At 64.2% G+C, this 16789-nt stretch carries 16 protein-coding genes; 6 read left to right on the forward strand and 10 right to left on the reverse strand.

Going from position 1 to position 16789, the window contains the following annotated elements; translation table 11 throughout:
- Positions 1-19 precede the first annotated feature (19 nt).
- From metA to J2Y48_RS04595, 4 genes are all read left to right on the forward strand, one after another.
- Positions 20-943 (forward strand): homoserine O-succinyltransferase, encoded by a 924-nt coding sequence (gene metA, locus J2Y48_RS04580; protein WP_310413408.1) that lies wholly within the window; start codon positions 20-22, stop codon positions 941-943.
- A 4-nt stretch (positions 944-947) separates the two neighbouring features.
- Positions 948-1397: a GNAT family N-acetyltransferase gene (locus J2Y48_RS04585; protein ID WP_310413411.1), complete on the forward strand. Its 450-nt coding sequence runs from the start codon at positions 948-950 to the stop codon at positions 1395-1397.
- 5 nt (positions 1398-1402) lie between these two features.
- On the forward strand, positions 1403-2587 hold the full coding sequence (locus J2Y48_RS04590) for a VWA domain-containing protein (protein WP_310413415.1): 1185 nt from the start codon (positions 1403-1405) through the stop codon (positions 2585-2587).
- A 150-nt stretch (positions 2588-2737) separates the two neighbouring features.
- Positions 2738-3625, forward strand: coding sequence for an NAD(P)-dependent oxidoreductase (locus tag J2Y48_RS04595; RefSeq protein WP_310413418.1), 888 nt, complete (start codon positions 2738-2740; stop codon positions 3623-3625).
- A 20-nt stretch (positions 3626-3645) separates the two neighbouring features.
- Here the strand turns inward: J2Y48_RS04595 and J2Y48_RS04600 are convergent, their stop codons facing one another.
- Complete coding sequence (locus J2Y48_RS04600; RefSeq protein WP_310413422.1) at positions 3646-4311, reverse strand: GntR family transcriptional regulator; 666 nt, start codon at positions 4309-4311, stop codon at positions 3646-3648.
- A 266-nt stretch (positions 4312-4577) separates the two neighbouring features.
- On the opposite strand from J2Y48_RS04600, the gene J2Y48_RS04605 reads away from it, so the two are divergent.
- On the forward strand, positions 4578-5609 hold the full coding sequence (locus tag J2Y48_RS04605) for a trans-3-hydroxy-L-proline dehydratase (RefSeq protein WP_310413424.1): 1032 nt from the start codon (positions 4578-4580) through the stop codon (positions 5607-5609).
- Positions 5610-5784: 175 nt separating this feature from the next.
- Here J2Y48_RS04605 and J2Y48_RS04610 read toward each other — a convergent pair whose 3' ends face one another.
- From J2Y48_RS04610 to J2Y48_RS04640, 7 genes are all read right to left on the reverse strand, one after another.
- Complete coding sequence (locus J2Y48_RS04610) at positions 5785-7476, reverse strand: aconitase X (protein ID WP_310413426.1); 1692 nt, start codon at positions 7474-7476, stop codon at positions 5785-5787.
- A 15-nt stretch (positions 7477-7491) separates the two neighbouring features.
- On the reverse strand, positions 7492-8742 hold the full coding sequence (locus J2Y48_RS04615; protein ID WP_310413429.1) for an FAD-binding oxidoreductase: 1251 nt from the start codon (positions 8740-8742) through the stop codon (positions 7492-7494).
- Positions 8743-8749: 7 nt separating this feature from the next.
- Positions 8750-9472 (reverse strand): amino acid ABC transporter ATP-binding protein, encoded by a 723-nt coding sequence (locus J2Y48_RS04620; protein WP_310413432.1) that lies wholly within the window; start codon positions 9470-9472, stop codon positions 8750-8752.
- Positions 9465-10118: an amino acid ABC transporter permease gene (locus tag J2Y48_RS04625; protein ID WP_310413435.1), complete on the reverse strand. Its 654-nt coding sequence runs from the start codon at positions 10116-10118 to the stop codon at positions 9465-9467. The genes J2Y48_RS04620 and J2Y48_RS04625 overlap by 8 nt, the downstream gene beginning before the upstream one ends.
- 13 nt (positions 10119-10131) lie before the next feature.
- A complete protein-coding gene (locus tag J2Y48_RS04630) occupies positions 10132-10797 on the reverse strand; it encodes an amino acid ABC transporter permease (RefSeq protein ID WP_310413437.1) in 666 nt (221 codons plus the stop codon).
- A 71-nt stretch (positions 10798-10868) separates the two neighbouring features.
- Positions 10869-11678 (reverse strand): transporter substrate-binding domain-containing protein, encoded by an 810-nt coding sequence (locus tag J2Y48_RS04635; RefSeq protein ID WP_310413440.1) that lies wholly within the window; start codon positions 11676-11678, stop codon positions 10869-10871.
- A 232-nt stretch (positions 11679-11910) separates the two neighbouring features.
- Positions 11911-13428 (reverse strand): aldehyde dehydrogenase (NADP(+)), encoded by a 1518-nt coding sequence (locus J2Y48_RS04640; protein WP_310413442.1) that lies wholly within the window; start codon positions 13426-13428, stop codon positions 11911-11913.
- A 192-nt stretch (positions 13429-13620) separates the two neighbouring features.
- Between J2Y48_RS04640 and J2Y48_RS04645 the strand changes: the two genes are divergently transcribed.
- On the forward strand, positions 13621-14658 hold the full coding sequence (locus J2Y48_RS04645) for an Ldh family oxidoreductase (protein ID WP_310413446.1): 1038 nt from the start codon (positions 13621-13623) through the stop codon (positions 14656-14658).
- A 163-nt stretch (positions 14659-14821) separates the two neighbouring features.
- On the opposite strand, the gene J2Y48_RS04650 is transcribed toward J2Y48_RS04645, so the two are convergent.
- Both J2Y48_RS04650 and J2Y48_RS04655 read right to left on the reverse strand, forming a co-directional pair.
- A complete protein-coding gene (locus J2Y48_RS04650; RefSeq protein ID WP_310413448.1) occupies positions 14822-15784 on the reverse strand; it encodes a dihydrodipicolinate synthase family protein in 963 nt (320 codons plus the stop codon).
- 124 nt (positions 15785-15908) lie between these two features.
- Entirely contained in the window at positions 15909-16613 is a 705-nt protein-coding gene (locus J2Y48_RS04655) for a GntR family transcriptional regulator (RefSeq protein ID WP_310413451.1), read from the reverse strand.
- Positions 16614-16789 lie beyond the last annotated feature (176 nt).

A 16789-nucleotide genomic window follows, 5' to 3' on the forward strand; every position in this document is an offset into this window, starting at 1 on the left:
TGTTTGATCGAGTGAAGCCATGCCCATCAAGATTCCCGATACGCTGCCTGCTTTCGAGACCCTCGTTCACGAGGGCGTGCGGGTGATGACCGAGACGGTGGCTGTCCGCCAGGACATCCGCCCCTTGCAGATCGGACTCCTGAACCTCATGCCGAACAAGATCAAGACCGAGATCCAGATGGCGCGGCTGGTCGGCGCGTCGCCGCTGCAGGTGGAGCTGTCGCTGGTGCGCATCGGCGGCCACAGGGCGAAGAACACGTCGGAAGAACATCTCCTCGCCTTCTACGACACGTGGGAGGATATCAAGCACCGCAAGTTCGACGGCTTCATCATCACCGGTGCGCCGATCGAGACGCTCGACTACGAGGATGTCACCTACTGGGACGAGATGAAGCAGATCTTCGACTGGACCGAGACGAACGTCCATTCGACGCTGAATGTCTGCTGGGGCGCGATGGCGGCGATCTATCACTTTCACGGCGTGCCGAAGTTTACGCTCGACGAAAAGGCATTCGGTGTCTTCCGCCATCACAATCGCAATCCCTCCTCCGTCTTCCTCAACGGATTTTCGGACGATTTCCAGATCCCCGTCTCGCGCTGGACCGAGGTGCGCTCCGAAGACATCCGCCAGCGACCGGGCCTCGAGATCCTGATGGAATCGGACGAGACGGGCGTCTGTTACGTGCAGGAGAAGGCCGGCAAGCGGCTCTACGTCTTCAATCACGTCGAATACGATTCAACCTCACTTGCCGACGAGTATTTCCGTGATGTGAACGCCGGCGTACCGATCAAGATGCCGAGGAACTATTTCCCGCACAACGACCCGGCGATCCCCCCCTTGAACCGCTGGCGCAGCCATGCGCATCTGCTGTTCGGCAACTGGATCAACGAGATGTACCAGACAACACCGTATGATCTGGAGAAGATTGGCAAGGAAGGATAAGCAGATGACCGGCCTCGTGATCAGACCTGTTGCAGCTGACGACGAGGCCGCGTGGCGCCGTTTGTGGACGGCCTACCTCGCCTTCTACGAGACCGTGCTCCCGGAAGAAATCTACCGATCGACCTTCGCACGGCTGACCGGTGGCGGCGCCAACGAGTTCGCCGGCCTGCTGGCCGTCCTCGACGGCAAGCCTGTCGGCCTCGCCCACTATCTCTTCCATCGCTCGTGCTGGACGACCAACAATGTCTGCTACCTGCAGGATCTCTACGCCGATCCGGAAGTGCGCGGCACCGGCATCGGCAAGGCGCTGATCGAGGCGGTCTATGCGAAGGCTGCCGATGCGGGCACGCCGGAAGTCTACTGGATGACACAGGAATTCAACGCGACCGCGCGCCGTCTCTATGACCGCATCGCCGACAAGACGCCGTTCATCATCTACCAGAAGAACCTCTGACCGCCATGTTCATCCCGTTCTTCCTCGCGCTGAGGACCGCGAAGGTTCCCGTCACCCTGCGGGAGTTCCTGTCGCTGCTGGAAGGCATGGAAGCAGGCATTGCCGACTTCGACGTCGAGGCCTTCTACTATCTTGCCCGCAGCGCGCTGGTGAAGGACGAACGCTTCATCGACCGGTTCGACCGGGTCTTTGCCGAGACCTTCAAGGGGCTCGAAGCCGTGTCGGGCGCGGCACTTGACAGAATCGACGCGAGAATTCCCGAAGCGTGGTTGCAAAAGCTGGCCGAGCGATACCTCACGGATGAGGAGAAACGCCTGATCGAGAGCCTCGGCGGCTTCGACAAGCTCATGGAGACCCTGCGCCAGCGCCTAGCCGAGCAGAAGGGACGCCACCAGGGCGGCTCGAAGTGGATCGGCACGGCCGGCACCTCTCCTTTCGGCGCGTTCGGCTACAATCCGGAAGGCGTTCGCATCGGCCACGCCTCCCGGCACCGCCGGGCCGTCAAAGTCTGGGACCGGCGCGAATTCAAGGACTACGACGACAGCGTTGAACTCGGCACCCGCAACATCAAGGTCGCGCTGAAACGGCTGCGGCGCTGGGTGCGCGAGGGTGCCGTGGACGAACTCGACCTGCCCGGCACGATCCACTCCACCGCCCAGCACGGCTACATCGACGTCGTCACCCGGCCCGAGCGGCGCAATGCGGTGAAGCTGCTGATGTTCTTCGACGCCGGCGGCTCGATGGAATCGCATGTCCGCACCGTCGAGGAGCTCTTCTCGGCGGCACGTGCCGAGTTCCGGCACCTGGAGCATTTCTACTTTCACAACTGCGTCTACGAAGGCGTCTGGAAAGACAGCCGCCGCCGGCGCACCGACGTCACGCCGACGCTTGAGCTGATCCGCACCTACGGCAACGACTATCGCGTGATCTTCGTCGGCGATGCGGCAATGAGCCCGTATGAGATCACCCATCCAGGCGGCTCCGTCGAGCACTGGAACAAGGAGGCCGGCGCGGTCTGGCTGACCCGCATCACCGAGCATTTCCCCCGGGCGATCTGGCTCAATCCGGTGCACCAGGAGCACTGGCGCTACACCCAGTCGACCGACCTGATCGGCCGCCTGATGCACGGCCGCATGTTCCCCCTGACCCTTGCCGGGTTGCAATCGGCGACGAAGGAACTGTCGCGCTGACCGCCGGAAGCAGTTCCGCCAGCATCTCAATGAAGTCGTAACCCGCTGCTGCCGTAGCGCGCTGGCATCGTCGAGGTGCGCATCAATCCTACGCTTCGGCTACACAGGCTGCTATGCTGGCGGTACCCCGGACGGCAAAGGAAGACGACCATGACAACGCAGGCAGTGGGCTTCATCGGACTTGGGTTCATGGGTCAGGGCATGGCGGCAAACATTCTGGCCAAAGGTTATCCGCTGGTGGGCATGGCGCATCGCAACCGCGCGCCGCTCGAGGCCCTGGTCGCGAAGGGAGCGACCGAGGCGAAGTCGCCGCGCGAGATGGCGGAACACTGCGACACCATCGTTCTTTGCGTGACCGGATCGCCCGAAGTGCTGGCGGTCGTCGAGGGGGACGAGGGCATTGCCGCTGCCGGCCGCCCTCTCACGATCATCGATTGCTCCACCTCGGACCCGTCCGTGACCACGTCGCTTGCAGCAAGGCTCGCAGTGAAGGGGACTACGCTCATCGACGCGCCGCTTGGCCGCACGCCGGCCGATGCCGCCGCCGGCACGCTTGACGTGATGGTCGGTGGGACCGATGCCGACGTTGCCCGGGTCCGTCCGATCCTCGACTGTTTCGCCGGCCGCGTCATCCATACCGGACCGACGGGCACCGGCCACACGATGAAACTTCTGAACAATTTCCTGTCGATGGGCTATGCCGCGCTCTATTCGGAAGCCCTCATGCTTGGCCGCAAGGCGGGGCTGACGCCGGAAACCTTCGACAGCGTCATCCGTGGCGGACGGATGGATTGCGGTTTCTACCAGACTTTCTTCCGCTGGGTTCTGGAGCGCGACCCGAACGCGCACAAGTTTGCGATCCGCAACGGTTTCAAGGACATGAGCTATCTGGCCGCCTTCGCCAACGCCGAGGGCGTTGCCAATCCCGTCGGAGCGGCCGTGCGCAATTCATTCGCCCTCGCCGTCAACGCCGGCCGCGGCGACGACTACGTGCCGATGCTGTCGGATTTCGTCGGCGCGGCGAACGGCCTGAAGTAGTCGAAGCTGGGGCACTCCGGTCAGGCCCTCTCCCCGCGCAGAAAGATGACGAGCGAGCGCCCGGCATCCAGCACGTGGTCGCGCGTCAGTCGGGAGGCAAGTTCGGCATCCCCCGCAGCGCATGCCTCGAGGATCGCCTCATGCTCGCGCTTGGCCCGCTGCACGCCGTCGGTCAAAGTGAGCTGTGCCCGCAGATACCGATCAATGCGATCAAGCGAGCCACGGACAATCTGCAGATAGTAGGGCCGGCCGGCGGCCTCGTAGAGGCTGTAGTGAAACAGGCGGTTGGTCTCGCCCCATTTGCCGGGGTCGGGCTCCCGCCCGAACTCCTCGCAATAGGCCCGAGCGATGTCGAGCATCCGCCGATCCATGTTGGGCACGGCCAGACGCATGACCTCTGCCTCGAGCATGGCACGGAATTCGAAGATCTCCTCGATTTCCTCGATCGACAGGCCGGCGACCACTGCGCCCTTGTAGCGTTGCGTCGTAATCAGGCCCTGTTGTTCGAGCCGGGACAATGCCTCGCGCACGGGGATGCGGCTTGTGTTGAACATCTGCGCGATCTGGTCCTGCCGGAGATTCTCGCCTTCGCCGAGATCGCCCTCAACGATGGCCTTGCGCAGCGCCTCATAGACGATATCGGCCGCTGACGCGGCTTGCCTGACATCGACGGCATCGAGCTTCATGTGTCAAAATCCCGGTTTGCGAACGGGCAGCGTCTGCGGCTGCCGCTGTTCGGTCATAGGTCCAATCCGGCACGCGGGCAACAGAGCGCAGGCGGCCGGAGGTTTTGCTTCTTTTCATATTGTATATTGGATCCAATATTTCTATGAGTGATTTCCGCTGGCCCGGACAGACGATCGGCCGAGCCGGCACGAATCTCAAGAGCGTCACCGATCTCATGAAAGATGCATGTGAAGTTGGGGCGCGCCGCAATGAGGGAGTATGAGGTATGCGCAGTAGCAAGGTCATCCACATCGTTTCCTGTCACGCCGAAGGCGAAGTCGGCGACGTCATCGTCGGCGGCGTCGCACCACCGCCCGGCAAGACCGTGTGGGAGCAGCGCCGGTTCATCGCGGAGGACCAGGGCCTGCGCAACTTCGTGCTGAACGAGCCGCGCGGCGGCGTCTTCCGTCACATCAACCTGCTGGTGCCGCCGAAGGACCCGCGCGCGACGATGGGCTTCATCATCATGGAGCCGGAGGACACGCCGCCGATGTCCGGTTCGAATTCGATCTGCGTGTCGACGGTGCTGCTCGACAGCGGCATCGTGCCGATGGTCGAGCCGGAAACGCGCATGGTGCTGGAAGCGCCGGGCGGATTGGTGGACGTGGTCGCCACCTGCCGCAACGGCAAGGCGGAGCGGATCACGGTCACCAACGTACCGTCCTTTGCCGACAAGCTCGATGCAAAGCTTGAGGTGGAAGGTCTTGGGACGCTGACGGTCGACACGGCCTATGGCGGCGACAGTTTCGTGATCACCGATGCCCGCGCGCTTGGTTTCTCCGTAACGCCGGACGAAGCCCGCGAGCTGGCCGAGACCGGCATCCGCATCACCAAGGCCGCCAACGAGCAGCTCGGCTTCACCCATCCGGAAAATCCGGAGTGGAGCCACATCTCCTTTTGCCAGCTGACGCTGCCCGTGGAGGAACGCGATGGCGCACTGCATGGCCGCAACACCGTCGTCATCCAGCCTGCAAAGCTCGACCGTTCGCCGACCGGCACCGGCTGCTCGGCGCGGATGGCCGTGCTGCATGCCCGCGGCCAGATCAAGGTCGGCCAGGGCTTCTCGGGCTATTCGATCATCGATTCGCGCTTCGACTGCCGCATCGTCGGCGAGACCACCGTCGGCGGCCGCCCGGCGATCGTGCCGGAAATCTCCGGCCGGGCCTGGATCACCGGCACCAGCCAGGTGATGCTCGATCCGGACGATCCGTGGCCGACCGGCTACCGCCTCGCCGACACCTGGCCACGCAAGCAGTAATCCACTTTGTGCGGCGCCGCGCGGCTAAGGCGCGGCGCCGCATAGCGGTCGCGAGGCGATCTCTCGAGCAGCCCCAGGGCCGCGAAACGGGACACGTGAAAAGCAAGAACGAAAGCGCGTCTGGCGGATCTGAAACACCGCGACGCGCTTTATGCGTCGTTTGACCAGGTTGGCGTCAGGCCAGCCATTCCGGCAGCCTGACGGGGACCTTGCCGGATTGGGCGGCCACCACACAGTCAGCAAGGCTGCCAAACCGCACCGCGCGGCCGGAAAGGCCGGGGCCATAATGGGCGTATTTGCCCGAATTGGTCATCACCGCTTTGGTGCGCGTCGGAAACACCGGTTCGGAGATCGAGCACCAGCAGAGATCGGGCAACACCTGTACGCCGCAGTCCTGCAGTCGGGCGAAGGTGCCGTCGCGCTTCGCATCGGCGATGACCTGGTTTCCGGCCGTGACGATCACCGCGACGCCCGCGTGGCATCTTTTGCCGGCAAGCACATCGGCCAGCGCGCGGCATTCCTCCAGCGAAGCATGCGGGCTGCCGATGGCGACAAGCTCTACCTCTTCAGGCCCCTCGTTCAAGAGCCTCCAGGCGGCTGCCATATCGGAACGACTGATGGTCACGCGGTCGGCATTGTCGGCCACCGCACCCTCGGCCTCCGGCGTCACGCCCTCGACATGCAGCATCGGCGCGGCGGAGGTGGTGCCGAAGGCGGCGCAAAGTGCCTTGAGGTCGTCCCGCGACGGCTGCGCGGAAGCAAGCCCGCGCAACAGCGGGATCCGGTCCGGAGCAGCCCGGCCAGCGAGATAGCCGATCAGCGGCCAGAATGCATCGTCCACGCCCTCCGGCAACTCCACGTCGATGACGCGCTGCGCCTTGCGGTGCTCGTCGAGATAGACGCCCGACAGCGGCGCCCGCCCGGTCAGCGCAATGCAGAGATCGAGGAAATCGGGGTGCTTCGCCGTGCGCGCGCCGAGCACGGTATTGGCGAAGATCACCGCATTGGATTCGGCCCAGGCGATCGATTCGCCCGCTTGCGGTGCGCTGTCGAGCAGATAGGGCGAACAGGTGAAGGTCGGCCGACACCCCATGCGCACATAGGCATCGGCAAGGCGCGCCGCCGGATCGCCGAACGCATGCGGAACACCCTGCGCCTGCCAGTTGGCGCGATCGACGGAAATGGCATTCATCGTCGTCGGCACACGGACCTGTGCACCCATGTCGGCCATCTTCTCGGCAAAGGTCAGGTTCGCGGGACTGGCGTAGATGCAGCCGTCAATATGGCCCTGCGTTACGTCCACGAGGCTGCGCGCGCCCTGCTGCGCCGCCATGGCGCAGATGATGCGCATCGCCTGCTGGACCGCCACGCCCTGCCTCCCTTCGAGCATCGCGCGGTCGTCTTCGGTCAGGTCGAGCGCCGCGGCGCCCGGCGGGCTGACCGGAATCGTCAGGCCTTCGGCCTCGATCATGCCATTGCTGATCCGCGCCGTCGATGCGCGCGACAACGCCGCAAAAGCGTCCGGCGAAAGACGCAGGACCGGCAGCGGCTTGCCGAACATTTCCGATGCGATCAGCGCGCCAAGGGTCAACACGTCCTCGGCCTCGGAGAACACCAGCGCGGCCGGCGCCCGTCCGGTGAGCACGAGGTCGAGCAGCACGCCCGATCCGGTACAGGAGCCACGGCTCGACGGCATCATCAGGATGCCGCCGGTCAGACACTGGCCATGCAGAGGATGATGGACGTCGATGACGGAGCCGGTCGCCGGGTCAACCCCACCCCAGAAGCTCAATGCTTCCGCTGATACCACGACGGGGCCTTCGGCCACGCCGCCAAGAATGCTTTGGGCGGGCGTCTGCGAATTCATTCGGGGGTCCCTCTCTCAGAAACGTTGAGGCGAGAAAGAAGCAAGGTCGATGGCGGGGGCCTGATCGGTCAACAGGTCGGCGACAATCCGCGCCGTGCCCGCCGATTGGGTCAGGCCAAGATGGCCGTGCCCGAAGGCGAAGATCACGCTTGGCGTTGCCCGGGCGCGGCCGATAGCCGGCAGGCTGTCAGGCATCGAGGGGCGGAAGCCCATCCATTGCTCGCCGCCCTGCGGCTTCAGCCCGGGCAGGAACGCCTGCGCCTTCTTGAGCATCGCCTCGGACCGGCGGAAGTTCGGCGGCAGCTTCAGGCCCCCAAGTTCCACCGCACCGCCGACGCGGATACCGGTCGACAGGCGCGTGACGACGAAACCGTGGCCGCCGAAGGTGACCTGCGTGCGCAGGTCGAAGGCGTCGGCGGGAAGCGTGGTGTTGTAGCCGCGCTCGGTCTCCAGCGGGATGCTCTCGCCGAGCGACTTGGCGATCTTGTGCGAGAACGCACCTGCCGACAGCACCACCTTCGCTGCCCGGCGCGTGCCGCCGTCGTCCGTCTGGATTTCAACTCTGTCCGCGACCGGGCGCAGGGCCGTTACGCCTGCCCGCTCGATCACGCCGCCCATGGCGCGGAAATGATCGGCAAGTGCGAGCGTGAAGAGCTTCGGATCGGCAATCGAGTACCAGCCCGGCGTGAAGGTCCCATGGGTGAAGCGCGGCGCGAGGCCAGGCTGGATCACAGCCATTTCCTCCACCTTCATGTGGCGGAACTCGATCCCGTGCTCGGCCCGTGCCTTCCAGCCGGGCAACGAGGCCTTGAGTTCGGCCTCGCTCTCATAGACTTGGAGGTTGCCCTCCTTGCGCAGCATCGGCAGGGTGCCGGTCTGCTGCAGGAAGGGCTCCAGCTCCGCCTTCGACAGATCCATCAGCGCCGTCTGCGCCTTGGTCGAGGCCGCGACGCGCCCAGGTGCACAGGCCCGCCAGAAGCGGAACATCCAGGGTGCGATCTGCAGAGCATAGGAAGGCGGCACCGTCAGCGGCCCGAGCGGGTCGAGCAGCCACTTCGGCGCCTTCATCAGGATGCCCGGCGAGGCGAGCGGCAGGATATCGGTGAACGCGAAGGCTCCGGCATTGCCCGCCGAGGCGCCGGCCGCGGGGCCTTCGCGATCCAGGACGACGACCGACAACCCCCGCGCCTGCGCGGCGATTGCCGCGGAAAGGCCAACGACACCCGCGCCGATGACGATCACATCGGCCTGACCCTGCTCTTTCATCATGCCCTCAATGCGTCGCAGCCAGGAACTTCTTTGTCTCGGCGTGCTGCGGCGCGTCGAACAACTGCTCCGGCGGAGCAATCTCGGCCATGATACCCTGATGGAAGAAGGCGACGCGGTCGGAAACCTCGCGCGCGAACTTCATCTCGTGGGTGACGCAGATCATCGTCATGCCTTCGGATGCCAGCATCCGCAGCGTATCGAGAACCTCGCCGACCAGCATCGGGTCGAGCGCCGAGGTCACTTCGTCGAACAGCATGTATTCCGGCGACATGGCCAGCGCCCGGGCAATCGCCATGCGTTGCTGCTGGCCGCCCGACATGCGGTTCGGATAGACCGACAGCTTTTCGGCGAGACCGACATGGGTCAACTGCCGGACGGCGACGGCCTCAGCCTCGGCCTTCGACAGACCGAGGACCTTGCGCGGCGCGAGCATGACGTTTTCGAGCACGGTCAGATGCGGGAAGGCGTTCCACTGCTGGAACACGATGCCCACCTTCTGGCGCAGCTTGTTCAGGTCGGTGCCCTTGGCATGAACGTCGGTGCCGTCGATGACGATCCGGCCGGCATCGATCGGCTCCAGGCCGTTGATGCAGGTGAGCAGCGTCGACTTGCCGGAGCCGGAGCCGCCGATGACGGTCAGCACTTCGCCCTTGTTGACGGTCAGGTTGATTCCCTTCAGAACCTCCAGCTCGCCGAAGGATTTGCGGACGTTTTCAATCTCAATCATTGGGAGACCACCGTTTCTCGAGATACCCGCCGAGCCGGGCGATGGGGAAGCTGATGATGAAGTAGATGGCGCCGCAGATCAGCAGGATGAACAGCGGCTCCTGCAGGCGGGTGACGAGGATCTGCGAGGCGCGCAGCAGCTCGATCAGGCCGAGCCAGAGCACGAGCGCGGAGTCCTTCATCACGCTGAGCGCCAGGCCGATCCAGGCCGGCAGCGAGACGCGGGTGGCGAGCGGCGCCACGATGTAGCGCATGTCCTGCCACCAGGTCATGCCGAGCGAGCGGGCCGCGCGCCGGGTGGTCACCGGCACCGACGACATGCCGCCGCGGACGATCTCGGTGCAGTAGGCGGCCGTATAGAGCGACAGCACCACGCAGGAGGTCGTGAACGGAGGCCAGCCGAGCTTGGCGATCGACTGGAAGGCATTGCCGAGCACGAGCTGGATCAGCAGCGGCACGGATCGGAACACGTCGAGCACGAAGGTCAACGGTGCGGACCAGTAAGGCCCGAACTGGAAGCGGATCACCCCGCATAGGACCCCGAGCACAGTGCCGGCGGCGACCGAGATGGCGGTGACCGCCAGCGTCATCCCCGCGCCCTGCGCGAGGAAGGCCAGGTCACCCCAGGTGAGGGCAGTATCAAACATCACTCACCTCTCCTTAGTAGCGGAACATGCGCGAGGCAAACGCCCGGGCGCCCAGCGTGACGGCCTTGGCGATGACGTAGTAGATCACCGCGGCCAAAGCGAAGAACTCGAAGGTGCGGAACGTACGGGCGTTCAGGTCCTGCGTGACGCCGGCGAGATCGGTGTTCATGCCGACGGTGACGCCAAGCGAGGTCATCAGGATCGCCCAGACCATCTGGTTGGTGACCGGCAGGAAGGCGATGCGCAGCATCTGCGGCATGACGATCAGCCGAAACGCCTGCAGCGAGCTCATGCCGAGCGACCGGCCCGCGCGCGTCTGGGTGTCGGGGATTGCCTTGAGCGCGCCGCGGAAGTTTTCCGCCAGGTAGCCGGCATTATTGAAGGCGATGCCGACCAGGAGCGACGTGAAGGGGCTCAGGTGGATGCCGAAATTGCCAAGCCCGAAATGGGCCATGTAGATCTGGAACAGTGCGGGCGTGTTGCGCGCGACCTCGACCCAGGCGGTGGCGAAACCGCTGAGGATGCGATTGCCCGACCGACGGAACAGCGTCAGAGCGATGGCGATCACCAGGCCGATGGCCATGGAGAGCAGCGCAATCTGCAGCGTCACCAGGGCGCCGTCGAGCATCTGCGGCAGCGCCTTGAACGCCTGCTTCCATTGAAAGGTGTAGCTGAACATTACCGTCTCACCTCTTGGAAAGGAGCAGCGGCGCGAGGGACTGTCCCCCGCGCCGCCAGCGAACGGTCAGCTTAGCGATAGACGCCGTTTACCGACAGGTTGGCCGGCTCGCCCTCGCCAACCCACTTCTTGTAGAGTTCGGCGTAACGACCGCTGCGAACCTGCTGGTTGATGAACAGGTTCAGGTAGTTGATGAAGCCGTACTCTTCGCGGTTGGTGAAGAGGGCCACGTAGTCCGGTACCATCGGCGCCTTGTCGACGATCTTGATGCCCGGGAACTTGCCGGACTTCACGTTGGCATTCGCCACTTCGGTGGTCGAGACGGTGGCATCCAGCTGGCCCTGGCTCAGTGCGAGGAAGACGTCGGCCTGGGTCTGGTAGGGACGGAACTCGCCCTCGCCCCAAGCCTTGACCTGCCCTTCCAGCCAGATCGCTTCATAGGTACCGGCGGTGGCGCCGACGACCTTGCCCTTCATGCCTTCCCAAGTGGTGAAGTCAGCCTTCTCGCTGGCAACGACCGAGTTCTCGAAGGCGTAGTACGGGATGGTCATGCCGACGGTCTTGGCGCGATCCAGCGTGTCAGAGGTCGAGGCGACGCCGACGTCGACGCGGCCGGACATCAGCGCCGGAATGCGCTCGGGGAAAGGCGTCTCGACGATTTCGGCGGTCACGCCCAGCGACTTGGCAAGGTCGTTGCAGTAGTCGACGTCGAAGCCGATCGGGTTGTTGCTCTCGTCGCGCGAGCCCATCGGCGGGAAGTCGAGCACCACGGCGCAACGCAGCGTGCCCGAGGAAATGACATCGTCCAGCTTGTCGGCCTTAGCCGCGGAGACCATGCAGGTTGCGGCCACGAGGCCAGCCATCACGGTTGAAAGTTTCATACGTCTCTCCCTTCATAGGCAATTATGGGTGCCAGAAAGGCGCCATAATCATAATGGCGCCTTAAAAATCAACATAAAAAATACTTGTTGTATACATTTTGAATGCAGGTGGTTGATATTCCAACCACTTTCCTTGCACCGGAAAAGCGCCATGGAACGCCAAATGCATTCCATGGACACCGTCATTCATCCATCGCGGCAGAGCCGGAGGGTTACTAGGCCTTATTGGCCGTCAGGCCAAGAGGTCTTCAGGCAAAATTTCAGCCGGCATGTTCTGGTAGGCAACCGGGCGGAGGAAACGGCGGATCGACATGGTGCCAACGCTGGTCGCTCCGAAGTTGGTGCTGGCCGGATAAGGGCCGCCATGGACCATGGAGTCCACCACTTCGACGCCCGTCGGAAAGCCATTGACCAGCACGCGGCCGGCCTTGTGCTCGAGCACGGGCCGCAAACGGCGGGCCGCGTCCACATCCGCGTCGTCCATGTGCAGGGTCGCCGTCAGTTGTCCCTCGAAGGAGCCGGCAAGGCGAAGCATCTCGTCGATCGAGTTCACCCGCACGACAAGGCCGAGCGGACCGAAGACTTCCTGGCCCAGACCATGATCAGCCAGGAAGTCAGACCCCTTCGTCTCGAACAGGTTGGGAGACGCCTGGCGTCCCTCGGAGCGCGTCACCAGCGTCGCCTGCACCGAATTGCTCGCCAGAAGCCGCTCCTGTCCCTCGCGGTAGGCCGAGGCGATGCCGTCGGTCAACATCGTTTGCGGAGCCACCTGCGCAAGCGCAGCCTTCGTCGCGTCGACGAAACGGTCGGCATCGGGGCCATCGATCACTACGGCAATGCCGGGGTTGGTGCAGAACTGGCCAGCACCCATGGACAGCGAGGCCGACCAACCCTGCCCCAGCGATTCAGCGCGCGCGGCAACGGCATGCGGCAAAATGAACATGGGGTTGACGCTGCCGAGCTCGCCAAAGAAGGGGATCGGCTCGGGCCGTGCGGCACACAGGTCGAACAGCGCGCGCCCACCGGCGAGGCTGCCGGTAAAGCCCACGGCCTTGATCTTCGGATGCTGCACCAGTGCGTGACCCACGTCGCGCTTGCCGCCCTGGATCAGCGAGAAGACCCCCTTCGGCATGCCTGTCTTTTCGATTGCCGCAAGGACCGCTTCGGCGACGATCTCGCCGGTGCCGGGATGGGCCGAATGTCCCTTGACCACGACCGGGCAGCCGGCCGCGAGAGCCGCCGCCGTGTCGCCACCGGCCGTCGAGAAGGCGAGCGGGAAATTGGAGGCACCAAAGACGGCCACCGGCCCGATCGGGCGCTGCACCATCAGGATCTCCGGCCGCGGTGCCGGCTGCCGGTCGGGCTGCGCCGGTGCGCGCCGGCGATCGAGGTAGTCGCCCTTGCGAATATGCTCGGCGAAAAGCTTCAACTGGCCGACGGTGCGCCCGCGTTCACCCTGCAGCCGCGCCTCCGGCAGGCCGGTTTCCTGGGTGCCGATTTCAGTGATTGCCTCGGCGCGGGCCTCGATTTCCTCGGCAATGGCATCGAGGAACGCAGCGCGCGCTTCCCGCGAGGTGGCGGCGTAGCTCCAGAAAGCCTGTTCGGCAGCCTGGCAGGCGCGGTCGACCAGTTCAACGGTTCCGACAGAGAAGCGATGTGCTGGACCATGCGCCGGAGCGGAGGTAAAGGTCTGTTCACCGGCGACCCATTCGCCAGCGATCAGGTGTTTGCCGTTGGGGGTATAAGGCATGTCTTGGGATCCTTCGTGTCTTGTGCCTCGGCCAGGGGATGGGGGACTAACCGGCACGCTGGCCCGGCACTTGCATCTTTCACCCCATCATGCATACAACATGTCCACATGATTGCAACGCTTGTCTCGGCAGTGCCGCGCACTTCCGATCAAGCGACAGCCACACCGCATGACGCACGAAAGGAAGCTGTAATGAGCCAAGACACCATCCTCACAATCGAGGCCCTGACCAAGCGCGTCGAAGAGATCTTCCGCAAGGGCGGGCTCAACGAGGTTCAGGCGGGTGCGGTCGCCCGGGTGATTGTCGCCGGGGAGCGCGATGCCTGCAAATCGCACGGCATCTACAGGATCGAGGGCGCCCTGCGCACGGTCAAGGCGGGCAAGGTCAAGCCGGATGCGGTGCCGGAACTGACGGTGACGGAAGGCTCGGCCATCGTCAAGGTGGACGCGAAGGGCGGCTTTGCCAATCCGGCGGTCGAGCTCGGCGTGCCGGCCCTGGCAGAGCGCGCCCGCGCCTGCGGCCTGGCGGCTCTCGTCATCAACGACTGCACGCATTTCTCGGCTCTCTGGCCGGAGGTCGAGGCGGTAACGGCCCAGGGCCTTGCTGGGCTCGTCATGTGCCCGAGCTATGCGACCGTCGCGCCGACCGGCGGCAACAAGCCGCTGCTCGGGACCAATCCGTTCGCATTCGGCTGGCCGCGTCCGGGCAAGTCGCCCTACGTCTTCGACTTTGCCACCTCGGTGGCCGCGCGCGGTGAGATCGAGTTGCACCGGCGGGCAGGCAAGCAGCTTCCCGACGGCTGGGCGATCGACGCGGAAGGCAAGCCGACGAACGATCCGGAAGCGGCGCTCGCCGGCGCCATGCTGCCGTTCGGCGGCCACAAGGGCTCGGCCATCGGCACGATGGTTGAACTGCTTGCCGGCATCATGATCGGCGACCTGACCAGCCCGGAAGTGCTGGACTACCTCGGCACGACGACGCTGTCCCCCTTCCACGGCGAACTGATCCTCGCCTTCTCGCCGGAGGCTTTCGCCGCAGGCCGTGCCGGCGATCCATTCGCCCGCGCCGAGGTGCTGTTCGAGGCAATCGTTGGCCAGGGTGCCCGCTTGCCCTCGCAGCGCCGCTATGTCGCGCGCGCAAAATCGCAGGCTGAGGGCATCACCTTGACCGGCGCCGAGGTGGAGCAACTCGACCGCCTCCTGGCGCTCGGGCTTGACGCCATTGCCTAAGTAGCCGGCGCAGGATTTGCGCCGTCGCCACAATTGACCCCGGCCTAGGCATCGTCCAGGCCGGGTTTTTTTGTACCTTCGCGACCGCCTTCTCCGTCTCCTCCAGAACGAAAAAAGGCCCTCCCGAGGGAGAGCCTTCTTGCAAAGGATAGGTGGCCCCAGTTCAGGGCTTGTACTTCTCGACTGCGCCCGGGAGCTTGCTCCACTCGGCGTACCAGGTTTCGAACAGCTTGAGCTGGGCTTCGACATAACCGCGCTGGCTCTCGGAGAGAGCGTCGGTCGCGTTGAAGTGCAACGTGTATTCCTTGTCGCCCTTCAGCACCATCATGTGCTTGAAGTAGAGGACCAGGTCCGGACCTTCGTCGAAGGAAGAGAGGACGGCGAGCGCCTGTTCCAGCTCCAGCGCGCGCTGGCGGGCTTCCACGTCGCCGGCGGCCGCGGCGCGTGCCAGGTTGCACATGTGCAGGACTTCCTTCGGCAGCACGACGCCGATGCCGGTGATCGCACCGACCGCGCCGCAATTGACGAAGCCCTGGAACACGCAGGTGTCGACGCCGACCATCAGGATGACGTTGTCATCGCGGCTGGTGATGTGCTCGGCCGCATAGCGCATGTCCGCCGCACCGCCGAATTCCTTGAAGCCGATGAGGTTCGGGTGCTCTTCGCGCAGCGCAAAGAACAGGTCGGCGCGGGTGGCGTAACCGTAGTAAGGGCTGTTGTAGATGACCGCCGGAAGGTCCGGAGCGGCCGCCAGGATCGCCTTGAAATGGTCCTTCTGGGCGGAGACGATCGAAGCGCGCGACAGGATGCGCGGGATGACCATGAGGCCCTGCGCGCCGACCTTCTGGGCGTGCGCGGCGTGGGCCACGGCTGTGGCGGTGTTGACGGCACCGGTGCCGACGACGACCGGAACGCCGGCCTTCACCAGGCGCTCGACGCCTTCCATGCGCTGCGCATCGGTCAGCAGCGGCCAGTCACCCATGGAGCCGCAATAGACGACGGCCGACATGCCCTTTTCGATCAGTTCCTTGCCCTTGCGGACGAGCGCGTCGAAGTCGGGGGTGCGGTCTTCCTTGCAAGGGGTCATCAGCGCGGGGATCACGCCGGAAAAAATCTCGGTCTTCATTGTAAACTCCTCTTTAGGCTGTCGATCGGGCAACTTTGGCGCGCCAACGGCGTCGGCGTCTCATCGCCTTCGACAGGGATAATAGCACTTGTATTTTATTTGTCGACAAGAAATGCACAAAACATCAGAGCGTGATGTTCAGCCGTTCCTTGCGGGTAAAAAGCTTCTGAATTTGAGAGACGATCTGGTCCGCATGCGCCTTCGCCAGGCGGTCGGCGGCCTCCATGTCACGCGCCGCGATCACCGCAATCATCTCGGCATGCTCGTCAATGAAGCGCTGCGGAAATTGCTCTTCGTAGGACTGGTAGTAGAGGCGCAGGATCCGCCGCCCCTCATCCAGCAGCCGACGGAACAGGCTCGTGAAATAGGGATTGCGGCCCGCATCGGCGATGGCCGAGTGGAAGGCGGCATTGGTGGCGATCATCGCCAGCGCATCCCTCGCCTCGACCGCCGCGGCATATTCCTCGTGGAAGCCGCGAATCACGACTAGGTCCTCCGGGCGATGGTATTGTGCCGCCAGCCGCGTCGTGACCCGGTACATCAACACCAGCGCATCGAAGAAGGTGTGCATATTGAGAAAGTCGATGTTCGACACCATGGTCGAACGGTTGGGCAGCGTATCGATCAGCCCCTCGCCCGCCAGGCGCACCAGCGCCTCGCGAATCGGCGTGCGTGACATCTCGAAGCGCTCCGCCAACTGCACCTCGTCAATCGGGCTGCCGGGCGCCAGCACGAGATCGAGGATCTCGTCGCGCAAGATGTCGTAGACAAGTTTTACGCCAGATCCGCGCTTGCGTTCCAGGTTTGGTGTCGCCAGTTTTTCATTCATTTGTCAAACTCTGTGTCGACAAAAGAAATACACACATTGGCTGCGAATTCAACGCCCACCGCCGGAAACTATTTTCACTGGCTATGCCGGTCACGAGCGCGCCACGGCCCGACATTCGATGCAGCAATCGACGCGGAACAACGGATCCAAGAAGCCTCGCCCCCTACCTCGTGGCG

It is taken from the genome of Mycoplana sp. BE70, assembly GCF_031455855.1.
In the GTDB taxonomy this organism is placed as follows: domain Bacteria; phylum Pseudomonadota; class Alphaproteobacteria; order Rhizobiales; family Rhizobiaceae; genus Mycoplana.